Genomic DNA, 11,849 nt, shown 5'->3' on the forward strand with positions numbered 1-11,849 from the left:
CTCGATCGACCGAGCGGGCATACCGGGACGAACCCACCTAGCGTGGGTGGTCAGTGAGTGCTTCGCGCCTCGAACCGCCATCGCGTCCCGAGGAGCCTTATGCCCCGCTTCACCATCGTCATCGCCGCCTATCGCGTCCAGGGCTATCTGAGCGCCTGTCTGGACTCCGTGCTGACGCAGTCGTATCCGGACCTCGAGGTGGTCGCCGTCGACGACCGCTCACCGGACCACTGCGGCGCGATCATCGACGCGTACGCGGCGCGCGACAGCCGGGTCGTGCCCGTGCACCAGCGGGTCAACTCCGGTCCCGGCCGGGCACGTAACGCCGGTGTGGAGCGGGCGGGCGGGGACTATCTGCTCTTCCTGGACGGCGATGACACCCTCGCCCCGGGCACCCTCCAGGGTCTCGCCGACCGGCTCGCCCTCACCCATGACCCGGAGATCCTCTACTTCAACCACGTCCGCACCTACTGGTCGGAGCGCCGGGCCCCCAGTCTCTTCGGGGAGTTGCTGGCCTCCGCGGGGACCGATGTCTTCTCCGCCGTCGAACGCCCGGAATTCCTGCGGATCTTCGCGATGTCGTCCAATCGCGTCTACCACCGGGGTTTCTACACCCGCCATGGCTTCGCGTTCAGCGAGGGCATCTACGAGGACGCCCTGCTCTCGTACAAGACGATGCTCACGGCCCGCCGAATAGCGTGTGTGGACCTGGTGGGTCTGGAATACCGGCAGCGGCGGGTCGGGGCCAGTACGGCGAGCCCCGGCGAGAAGCACTTCATCATCTTCCGGCAGTACGCCCGGCTCTTCGACTTCCTGGACGACCGCCCGCATCTGGCTCCGCTGCGCCCGCTGCTCTTCGAACGGGCCGTATCGCATTTCCTGTTCTGCCTGGACCGGACCTCCCGGGTGGCGACGGCGGACCGGCCGCGCTTCTTCGCCCGGGCCGCCGAGTGGTACCGCGCCCATCTCCCGGCCGGGTTCACCCCGCCGGTCGAGGGCCGGTGGCGCTTCGAGGCGCTGGCGTCCGGCTCCTTCCTCCGCTACCGGGAGCGTGAACTGGCGATACGGGCGGCCGCCGGGGCCCGTAAGCTGCGCCGGACCGTCCGGCCGCCGCTGGCCGCCCGCGCCAAGGCGGGCCTGTACCGGCTGCACCGGCAGCGGCCGGTCGACCCCGAACTGGCCGTCTACTCGGCGTACTGGGGCCGTGGGGTGCTGTGCAATCCGGGGGCGATCTACTACAAGGCGCGGGAGCTGGCACCGGAGATACACGGGGTGTGGGCGGTCAAGAAGTCGGAGATCGAATCCCTTCCGGAAGGCGTCGACTACGTCGTCACCGGCACCCGCGACTTCTACCGCACCGTGGCCCGTGCGAAATACCTCATCAACAACGTCAACTTCCCCAATGAGGTGGTGAAACGGCCGGGCACGGTGCATGTGCAGACCTTCCACGGCACCCCGCTCAAATGCATGGGGCTCGACCAGCAGCGCTATCCCGCCGCCGCGGGAGGGATGAGCTTCGGCAATCTGCTCAGGCGCATCGACCGCTGGGACTTCGCCCTCTCCTCCAATCCGCACTCCAGCCAGATCTGGGAGCGGGTCTATCCCGCCGAGTACCGGCTGCTGGAGTACGGATATCCGCGCAATGACGTCTTCTTCACGGCTTCCGGGGACGATATCCGGCGCATTCGCGGGGAGTTGGGAATCCCGGCCGGGAACACCGCCCTCCTCTACGCGCCCACCCTCCGTGACTACCAGAAGGGGTTCACCCCCCGGCTGGACCTGGAGCGGCTCAGCCGTGAACTCGGCCCGCGGATCACGCTGTTGGTACGGGCCCACTACTCCTACCGGCCGCAGGACGATCTGACCCGGCTCCAGGAGGCCGGGCTGGTGATCGACGTCTCGCGCCACCGGTCGGTGGAGGAGCTGTGCCTGGCGGCCGACGCGCTGATCACCGACTACTCGTCGATGATGTTCGACTATGCCCTGCTCGACCGCCCGGTCGTGATCTACGCCGACGACTGGGACATCTACCGGTCCTCCCGCGGCGTCTACTTCGACCTGCTCTCGGGGTCCCCCGGCGAGACCCCGGGGGCCGTCGCCCGCACCGAGCGGGAGCTGGTGGAGATCTTCCGCGAGGGCCGCTGGTGCGACGCGGACGCGACCGCGCTGCGCACCGCCTTCCGGGCCCGCTTCTGCCCGTTCGACGACGGCCACGCGGCCGAGCGGGTGGTACGGACCCTGATGCTGGGCCAGGACGAGACGGCCCTTCCCGTTCCGCCCGTGCCGCAGGTGCGGCCCTTGGCCGACAGTGCCCCGGCGGAGCCGCGCGGCGGCGTCCTCACCGAGTGATCCCCTGGCTGCCGGACGCCCCCGATCCGCCGCGTGGTCCCCGTCCCCGCCCCGCCGAGTGACCCCCGAGCCGCCACAGGCTCTCCGTCCCGGGTCCGCCGAGCCCGCCGAGTGACCCCGCCCCGTCGAGAGCCCGGAGTCAGGAGGCCGTCATGTCCGCTCTGTCCCGACCTCGTGTCAGTGTGATCATCCCCGCCTACAACGCCCTGCCGGAGCTGACCCGGGCCGTCACCTCCGCGATGGACCAGACCCTGGGCCAGGACCGGGTCGAGATCATCGCGGTGGACGACGGTTCGACCGACGGCACCGGCGAGGAGCTGGAGCGGCTGGCCCGCACCTGCCCCGCGCTCCATGTGATCCACCAGGAGAACTCCGGCTGCGCGGGCGTCCCCCGCAACGCCGGACTGGACCACGCCCGGGGCGACTTCGTCTTCTTCCTCGACTCCGACGACTATCTGGGGCCGGACGCGCTGCGCCGCATGGTCGCCATGGCCGACGCCAACGGCACCGACATCGTGCTCGGCAAAATCGCCTCCGTGGGCGGGCGGGCCGTGCCCCGGGCCGTCTTCCAGCACAACCAGCCCCGTACGGACGTCTTCTCCTCCCACGCCTATCTGACCCTGGGCCCGTGGAAGCTGTTCCGGCGCTCCCTCATCGAGCGGCTGCGACTGCGCTTCCCGCCCTACCGCAACTGCGAGGACAAGCCGTTCACCGCGGCCGCCTACCTCAACGCCTCCGGGATCTCCGTGGTCGCCGACTACGACTGCTACTACGTCCGCTACCGCGAGAACCGCAACAACCTCACCCTCACCGCCTCCGGTCTCGCCCACCGCATGGACGGCACCCGGCTGTGCTTCGAGACCGTGGCCCGCTATCTGGAACCGGGCCCGCGCCGGGACCAGATCATGCGCCGCCATGTGGAGTGGGAGCTGTGCGGTCCGCTGCGCGCCCTGCTGCCCCGCGAGAGCGAGGAGGACGCGCGGGAGCGGTTCTTCCCGGAGTTCCGCCACTGGGCGACGACTTGGGTGACCGACGCCCTCTTCCAGCGGCTCGCCGCCCCCGACCGGCTGCTGGTCCATCTGCTGCGCGCCGACCGCTTCGACGATGTGCTGACCGTGGCCCGGAACGCCGAACAGGACGGGCGGCGCGGCCATCTCGTCGACAAGGGCCGGGTCTACTGGCTCCATCCGTATCTGCGGGACCACACCGCCGCCGTCCCCGACATCTGCTTCGACGTGACCGACCAGCTGCCGGTCCAGCACCATCTGGAGGCGGCGAACTGGCAGGGCGGGGTGCTGCGGCTGGCCGGCCACGCCTATATCGAGGACGTGGACTCCCTCGACCCGGGCACCGAGATCGTGCTGCGCAAGTACCGGTCCGACCGCCCCGAGGTGCGGGTGCCCACCACGGCGTGCCTCTCCGCCCATCCGCTGCCCGGGGAGGGGCGGCGGTACGAGATGGCGGGCTTCACCGCCGAGATCGACCCGGCCACCGCCGATGGAGGCGCCCCGCTGGAGCGGGGGCTGTGGAACATCCACCTGGACGTCCGCGCCCAGGGCGTGTGCCGTACGGTGCGGTTCGGCAACCGGCGCGAGGGCGGTGAGGTCACCCATCCGTCCCGGCGCGGCGTCACCACGCCCCAGGGGCGCGTGGTGGTGGTGCCGTACTTCACCCCGTATGGCAATCTCTCGCTCGACGTCGGCGAGGTGGCCCATCCCCTCGACCCGCCCTGCCAGGTGCTCCGGACCATCTGGCGCACCCGCAACACCCTGCTGGTCGGCGGGCGGCTGACCGAGGAGGCCATGCGGGACGGCGGGACGCTGCGGCTGCGCGCCGAGACGGGGACGGGCGCGGTGCACGAGCTGCCGGTGCGCTGTGAGCAGGGCGGCTCCTCGACCGTGTTCACCGCCCGGCTGCCGGTGGGCAGGCTGGGGGCGGGCTGCTGGACGCTGAAGCTGATCATGGACGGCCCGGACGAGGACGCGCCGCGGCGCACCGCGATCGTGCCGTACTTCGACCGGCTGGCCGCGACCCGCTGGCTCCGCTTCGGCTGCCGCCCGTACTACGCCAAACCGGTGGCCCTGGGCCCGGCGCGGGCCCTCTGCCTGGAGGTGGCCCCGATCAGGGTCGTCACGGGTGTGCGGCGACGGCTGTGGTCGTGACAGCGGCCTTCGCCCCAGGACCGCCGCCGTGCCGGTCAGCTGTTGAGCCGCAGCCGGTTGCGCACCGCGGCGAGCAGCCGGACCGGGGCCACCCGCAGCTCCAACGTGACCTCGCCGCGCCCCATGAGCGGCTTGGCGTAGTACGGACGGCCGCGGCGCACCCAGCGGGCGCCGGGCAGCCGGGCGGGCGGCGGTACGGGCGCGGCGGGCGCGGTGCGCCCCGGGGCCTGGTCGCCGGGGCCGACGACGGCGAGCGTCACCGTCCACCGGCCGCGGCCCAGGTCCCGCACCGGCAGCCGGGCGGTGAAGGCGCCCGCCGGATGCCCCGCGGCGAACCGCACCGGATGGTCCAGGACCCGTCCGTCGGTGTGCTCGGCGCGCAGCCGCAGCAGCCGCCCGCGCGCCGGGGTGCCGGGCGGCAGCAGCCGTCCGGCGACCACCAGGGTGCCCTTGTCCGACGGGTGCCACACCGCCTCGGTGACCTCGCAGGGGGCGCCCCGCGGGGCCGGGCCGATGTCCAGGGAGAGATTGCGGTACGGGCTGGTGAAGTACGGCGTGACCCGGGCCCGAAGCCCCGGCCCCGCGGCCACCACCCGGCGCGCGGTGCCGATGTCGAGGCCGTCGTCGTGGCGGTTGCCGAACCGCACGGTGCGGCTGATGCCCTGGGCGCGGACGTCGAGGAAGACGTCCCAGACACCGGGGCGCAGCGGGGTGCCGCCGTCGCCCGCGGCGATGTCCACGTCCGCCGCGAACTGGGCGGGGTCGTCCTCCGCCGTGGCCTCCACCGGGATCCGCACCTCGTCCCGGGCCTCGCGGCGGCGCAGCACCAGTTCGGCGCGGTCCTCCTCGGGGTCGGCAGCCAGCCCGTCGATGGCCGCCCGGCCGCGCACCCGCAGGGTGCTGCGGCCGTGCCAGCCGGCGCCCGCGAGGTGGTGGCGGACCGGCAGCCGGTCGGTGACGTCGAAGCAGTCGTCGGGGACCTCGGCGTCGGGGTCGCGGAAGAACGGGTGGAGCCAGTAGACGCTGCCCTTCTCGACGAGATGGCCGCACCGGGTGTCCCGTCTGGCGTTGCGCACGACGGACAGCAGATCGTCGAAGCGGCCGGTGCGCAGCAGATGGACCATCAGCCGCTCGGGGGCGCTGAGGGTGGGGAAGAGCGCGTCGGAGCAGTGGGCCAGCGCCCATCGGCGCAGCTCGGGCAGGAACCGGTCGCGGGCCTCGGTCTCGTCCTCGCGCGCCAGCGCGCGCAGCGCCGGGCACAGCTCCCGCCGGATGTGGTGGCGCATGACCGTGTCGCGGCGGATGCCGGGCCGGGTGTGCCGGGCGGCGGTCTCGAACAGCGGCCGCATGGCCTCGACGCGGTCGGCCAGCCCCGGGGAGGCGCGGCCAGGGCCCAGGTGGTAGCAGTCGTAGTCGGCGACGACGGAGATCCCGGAGGCGTTGAGATAGGCGGCCGCGGTGAAGGGCTTGCCCTCGCCGTGGTGGAGGTGGGCGGGGAAGCGCAGCCGGAGCCGTTCGATCAGGGAGCGGCGGAAGAGCTTGCAGGGCTCCAGGGTGGCGTAGGCGTGGGAGGTGTGGGCGTCGGTGCGCAGCTGGTTGTGGCGGAAGACCGCCTTGGGGACGCCGCGTCCGTCCGGGGAGACCATCTTGCCCAGGACCACATCGGTGCCGTTCTGGTCGGCCATCGCGACCATGCGGCGCAGCGCGTCGGGCGCCAGGCGGGCGTCGGCGTCCAGGAAGAAGACGAAGTCGCCGGTGGCGCGGGCCAGTCCGGTGTTGCGGGGTCCGCCGGCGCCGCCGCGGCAGGGGTGGGCGTTGCGCACGACATGGAGCGAGGGGCAGCCGGCGGCGAGCCGGTCCAGCTCCTCCGCGGTGCCGTCGGCCGATCCGTCGTCGACGGCGATGATGTCGAGGCGGCTGAGCCCGAGGGTCTGCTCCATGGCGGAGGTGACGGCCCGGGTGATCCCGGGCATGGCGTCACGGGCGGGGACGATCACACTGACACGGGGAGGCGGGCCGGGGCGGTGATTGCGCGGCATGCTGGCTCCGGGGGGTGTGCGGGGGGCTCAGGAGGCGTTGGAAGGGGGCTCCTGTGGACGGGGCCTGGGGTGGAAGCTCATGGTGAGGGCCTGGGGTGAGGTCTTGGTGTGGGATGTGCTGCTACCGGGTGACGTAGATGTGGGGTGTCGTGCGACCGGGTGCGTCCGGGGGTGTCGTGCCGGCCGCTGCGTATTGGGGGGTGTGGTGCCGGCGGGTGCGTATGGGGTGTCGTGCTACGGGCGCATCCGAGGTGTCTCGTCAGCGGGTGACGGACCAGCGTCCGTCGCCGGGCGGCGGGGCCGTGTGGAGGTCACGCAGCCGGACGACCGCCTCGCCCTTCTCGGCGAGCGCGTCGACGGCGTCGGTGAAGCGCTGGATGGACGGTGGTGTGGCGGGGCCGAGGAGAAACTCCTTCACCTCGTGGCGGGCGGTGCGCAGCTCGTCGAGGCACGGGTCGAAGAGCGGGCGCAGGAGGCTGTGCACTCCTGATGCCCCGGGACCGAGCAGATAGGCCGCCCTTGCCATGACGTTCTGCCGCCGGAATTCCTCTTCGCCGAGCCCCGCCGGGGTGATGAGGGCGTACGGCTTGAGGGTGGCGAGGAAGTCGCCGACCACCTCGGAGAGGTCCCCGATCAGCAGATCGGCCTGGTCGAAGCAGGAGTGGAGGCAGGGCGCGTCCCCCTCGACCACCTGGTGCAGCCAGGGCGGTGAGGCCGCCCAGTGGGCCTGGTGCCACTCCCGGCGCAGCCCCTCGGCCTCGGTGAGCAGGGCCGGATCGGGGGCGGCGCGATCCCTGGTGAGCATGGCCTCGTCGGCGTCCGCCCGGCGCAGCCGCGCGTCCAGCGCGGCGATGCGCTTGGTCAGTTCGGCGCGGCGGCGGGCGGCCTCGGTACGCGGTGCCTCGGTGTCGTCGGGCTCCCCGGCGAGGGCGTCCGCGGCCCGCCGCTCGTTGGCGCCGTGGATCAGGGCGACGATACGGCGGTGGGCGGCGCGGGCCTCGGGGGAGCGGTGGCCGGTGGGAGGATGCGGCCGGTAGAGCAGCCGGAGAGGGCGTTCGCTCTCCAGCAGCGCCCGTACGATCGGCTCACCCGACGCGGCGTCACCGGTGGGCGCGTACAGCACGGTGGGCAGGGGCGCCGGGGTGTGACCGGTTCCGGCGGTGCGCAGGCCGTCGAGCTGGGGGCGGCCGATCTTGACGATGTCGGCGTCCTCGACGCCGACCGCGGCCTGGACATGGCGCCGACGGCCCGCCTCGCCAGCGACCCACACCTGGTCGTAGACCTTGCTGTACGGATCGACGGCGGCGGACTCGTCGCCGTCGCCGGGGGCCAGGAAGACATGCTGCATGGTGGGGATGCGCAGGAGGTGGATGTTCCGCCCGGTGTTGGCGGGGTAGAGCGCGACCCGCACCCCGCCCAGGTCCAGCTGCGACAGATGGGCGGCGCTCGGCACGCACAACACCGGCAGCGGGGTCGGCTCCAGGGCCTCCAGCAGCTCCCGTTCGCGCACGATGACCAGGGACGGGGTGGGCAGCGCGGCCACCGGCCCGAGCCACCTGGCCACCTGGTGGGCGCGGTCGCGCGGACCGGAGAAGTACAGCACCGTGCGGGGCCGGTGCCGGATCAGCCAGGCGTCGACCTCGGCCAGCACCTCGGCGGGGCCGGGCAGTCGGCGGGTGGCCCGGACCAGGTATGGAACCAGCGCCACCACCGTGATCAGGCAGGATCCGGCGGCCAGGGTGAGCGCCGCCACCACCCAGCGGGCGTCGCCGGTCGTCAGCGACGCGGTGAGCCCGAGCAGGGCGGACAGCTCGTAGACCAGGATCCGCTGACCGGGCCATTCGGTGAGTCTGCGGGGCGGCCGGTCGCTGATGTCCAGCCGGCGCAGATCGATGTTGCGGGCCGCGACCGCGAGGGCGCGGCGCCGCCGGATGAGCGTGGTGAGCGCGGCGTGCAGGGCCTGCCCGGCCAGCAGGCACAGCACCAGCGTCATGGCCGCGGCCAGTCCGATGGGGCCGGTGACATGGAGCCGGCCGAGCAGCAGGAGCAGCAATACGCAGCGGAACTCGAAGCGTGATGTGGCACCCATATGGAGGCGCCCCAGACGGGCCATCAGCCCCGGTGCGGTGCGGTGCAGCAACAGCTCACAGCCGCAGCCGGCCAGCCCGGCCGCGGCGAAGACCCCTCCGGCCCCGGTGAGCGCCGCCACCGCCATGGTCACCAGACACCCGGTCAGCGCGGCGAAGGCCACGAGACCGCGGGGGCTTTCGATACCGAGGCGGTTCATGACGCGTGCCCTTCGCGGCGGATGAGTCGTTCTGACTGCACACTGTAGGCGAATAGTCGTACTTATGCCTTTTGTTGTCGTTTGGGGTGGATGGGGTGAGCGGGCGCGTGAGAGGGCGCGTGGGCGTGGGCGCGCGGAAGCGGGCGATCTCCGTGCGGACGGGTGCGGTCTCCGTGCGGAGGCGGGCGACCTCCGTCCGGAAGGGTGCGATCTCCGCGCGGAGGGATGCGATCTCCGTGCGGAAGCGGGCGATCTCCGTGCGGACGGCGGTCGTGGTACCGATGGCCGTCACGCTCTGGCTGGGTCTGTGGGGGCTGGACCGGGGCACGATGTGGCGCGACGAGTCGGCGACGTACCAGATGGCCCGGCGGACCCTCCCTCAGATCCGCGACGCGCTCGGCACGGTGGACGCCGTCCACGGGCTCTACTACGTCCTGATGCACCCGCTGCTGGCGCTGCACTCCTCCGAGGTGACCCTCCGTCTGCCGTCCGTACTGGCCGCCGTGGCCACCACCGCCCTGGTCGCCGCCCTGGGCTGCCGCCTGGCCCGGCCCCGGGTGGGCCTGTGGGCCGGACTGCTCTACGCGGCCACACCCGTGGTCACCCACTACGCCCAGGAGGGCCGCTCCTACGCGCTGGTCGCGGCGGGCGCGGCCTGGGCGACGTATCTGCTGGTGCCCGCGGCCGGGGTTGGCCCGCGGGCGGGCCGGGCTGACGGGTCCGTGCCGGGTTCGGCCTCTTTGACGAGCGGGTTTGCTGTGGAGGCCGACTGGGCGGACCGGCCTGCGCCGGGTCCGGCGTCGGTCGCGGGCCTGGCCGGGCGGGACGCGGGCCCGGGGCCGGGCACACGGGTCCGTTCGGCCGTATCGGTCCGCGGCGGTGTGCCCCGCCTGGCGCGGGCCGCCTCGGCGTCAGGTTCGAGGGGCCGCGTGACGGGGTGGCGGTGGGCGGCGTACGGGGGCGTGGTGGCCGTGACCGCGCTGCTGCACGTCTTCGCGGCACTCATGCTCGCCGCGCACGCCCTGACGCTGCTGATCTCACGCGCCCGGCGCCCGGTGTGGCAGGGCTGGGGGATCGCGGCGGCCGGGGCGGTGGCGGCGGTGGTGCCGCTGGTGGTGGTGGCCCGGCGGCAGAGCGCGCAGCTCGCCTGGATGCGGCGCCCGACGCCGGGTCGGCTGTGGGCGGTGGTCGAGGAGTTCGCGGGCCCCAGCGCGCTCGTCCTCGCCGTCAACCTCCTGCTGATCACGCTCGCCCTGGCCCGCCCCCGGTGGCGGTCGCTGACCGCGGTGGCCCTGCCCCTGATCTGCGTTCCACCCGTCCTCCTCTTCGCGCTCGCCCTCCACCGCCCCTGCTTCCACGAGCGCTATCTCCTCTTCACCCTCCCGGGCATCCCCCTGCTGGCCGCAGCGGGGGTGGACCGGCTGGTCGCGGCGGTGGGGAGCCGGTTGGCGGTGGGGGTTGCGGGGCGCCAGGTCCGCGCGGTGGTACGTCGACGGGTTCGGGCGGCGGCGCGTCGGCTGGTCGGGGCGGTGGTGGGCCGGATGGCGGTGGCGGTTGCGGGGCGCCAGGTCCGGACGGTGGTGGGTCGGCAAATCCGCGCGCTGGCGGTGGGGGTGGCGGGTCGACGGGTCCAGACGGTGGCCGCTCGGCTGCTCCCGGCGAAGGTGGGACGGCCCCGGGCGGCGTCGCGGCGTCGGGTCGCGTTGGGCATTGACGGGCTGGCCAGAGCCGTGGCCGCTCGACTGCCCGCCGTGGGGGTGGGCGCGCTGCCTGGGGCAGCGGCGGCGCCGTTGGCCCGGGCGGCGACGCGGCGTCGGGCGGCAGCGAGGGTGGACCGGTTCGCCGGTGTGGACAGGCTCGCCGGTGTGGTGGCCGATCGGCGCCGTGCCGTGGTGGGCAGGCGCCGGGCCGTGGTCGCCGTGGCGGCCGGGGTCCTCGCGGTCGGCTGCGCCTTCGTCTGGCAGTTTCCGCTGCACCAGTTGGAGCGGCAGCCGTTGAGCCGTCAGGACGATCTGGCGGCGTTGGCCGCCGCGGTGGGCCGACTCACCCGGCCGGGCGAACCGGTGCTGTACGACCCGCCCAAGGAACGGCGGATCGCGATCGCCTATCCGCGCCCCCTCGCCGGGCCGCGCGATATCGCGCTGGGCACCCCCGGCCCCGCCTCCGGCACGCTCTACGGGGTCGACGTCGGCCCCGCCGAACTGCTGCGGCGGCTGGGCGGGGCGCGGTCGGCATGGCTGATCGCGGCCGATGAGCCGAGGGTGCGCCCGGTGAAGGAGGCCGTGCTGACCGGGCGCTTCCGACTGGCGTACTCGTTGTGCCTGCCCGGCATCCGGCTGGAGCACTATGTGCGGGCGGGGCCCGCGGGTTGAACCGATGCTCCTGGGGATGTGTCGCTGACCGGGGCCCTGGGAACTGCTGACCGAAGCCGTGCTGACCGGGCGCTTTCGGCTGGCGTACTCGTTGTGCTTGCCCGGTGCCCGGCTGAAGCGCTAGGTGCGGGCGGGGCCCGCGGGCTGATTCGATGCTCCCGGGGATGTGTCGCTGACCGGCCCCGAGGGCGGGAACTGCTGGCAGAGGATCCCGGTGGTCGCCTGAGTGGCGGGCCGCTCGGCGATCGCCGAGCGAGCGAGCCGCTGCTGCGGGCTCCGCTGGTTATCCGGGTGGCGAGCCGCTGCTGGTTATCTGCGCCGGCCGCTCCCGAGGGCCGCTGCGGCCCCCGCAGTGAGCTGCCTCCCGTAGGCCCGGTGGTCACCCGCGTGGTGAACCGCTTCCGAGGGGCTGCGGCGGACAGCGCGGACATGGCGAGTGGCTGCCGCCGCACCGCCCGCGCAGCGGGCGTCTCCGGGCACGGCACGGAGGTGGGCGAGGGAGACCCTCAGTGGTCGCCCGCGCGGCGGGCCGTTCCGGGGTTCGGGGCGGAGCCCCGGCGGGGGGGGGGGGGCGGAGCCCCCACTTTCGGGAAGGGGCGGGGTGGGGGAAAGCACCCCCCGCCCCCCGCCCGCGCGCCAG

The 11,849-nt window shown here is 73.6% G+C and carries 5 protein-coding genes; 3 read left to right on the forward strand and 2 right to left on the reverse strand.

All coding sequences use genetic code 11. The features are described 5' to 3' along the window. Positions 1 to 99: 99 nt before the first annotated feature. Positions 100 to 2,349, forward strand: coding sequence for a bifunctional glycosyltransferase/CDP-glycerol:glycerophosphate glycerophosphotransferase (locus NQU54_RS42830; protein WP_257635715.1), 2,250 nt, complete (start codon positions 100 to 102; stop codon positions 2,347 to 2,349). 152 nt (positions 2,350 to 2,501) lie between these two features. Then, positions 2,502 to 4,511, forward strand: a complete 2,010-nt coding sequence (locus NQU54_RS42835) for a glycosyltransferase family 2 protein (RefSeq protein ID WP_257635716.1) — start codon at positions 2,502 to 2,504, stop codon at positions 4,509 to 4,511. 35 nt (positions 4,512 to 4,546) lie between these two features. Here the strand turns inward: NQU54_RS42835 and NQU54_RS42840 are convergent, their stop codons facing one another. Continuing rightward, positions 4,547 to 6,550, reverse strand: a complete 2,004-nt coding sequence (locus tag NQU54_RS42840; protein ID WP_257635717.1) for a glycosyltransferase — start codon at positions 6,548 to 6,550, stop codon at positions 4,547 to 4,549. Between the two features lie 259 nt (positions 6,551 to 6,809). Beyond that, positions 6,810 to 8,837, reverse strand: coding sequence for a hypothetical protein (locus tag NQU54_RS42845; protein WP_257635718.1), 2,028 nt, complete (start codon positions 8,835 to 8,837; stop codon positions 6,810 to 6,812). Positions 8,838 to 9,118: 281 nt separating this feature from the next. On the opposite strand from NQU54_RS42845, the gene NQU54_RS42850 reads away from it, so the two are divergent. After that, positions 9,119 to 11,209: a glycosyltransferase family protein gene (locus NQU54_RS42850; RefSeq protein WP_257635719.1), complete on the forward strand. Its 2,091-nt coding sequence runs from the start codon at positions 9,119 to 9,121 to the stop codon at positions 11,207 to 11,209. Positions 11,210 to 11,849: the final 640 nt, after the last annotated feature.

The organism is Streptomyces malaysiensis subsp. samsunensis (assembly GCF_024519315.1).
GTDB lineage: Bacteria > Actinomycetota > Actinomycetes > Streptomycetales > Streptomycetaceae > Streptomyces > Streptomyces malaysiensis.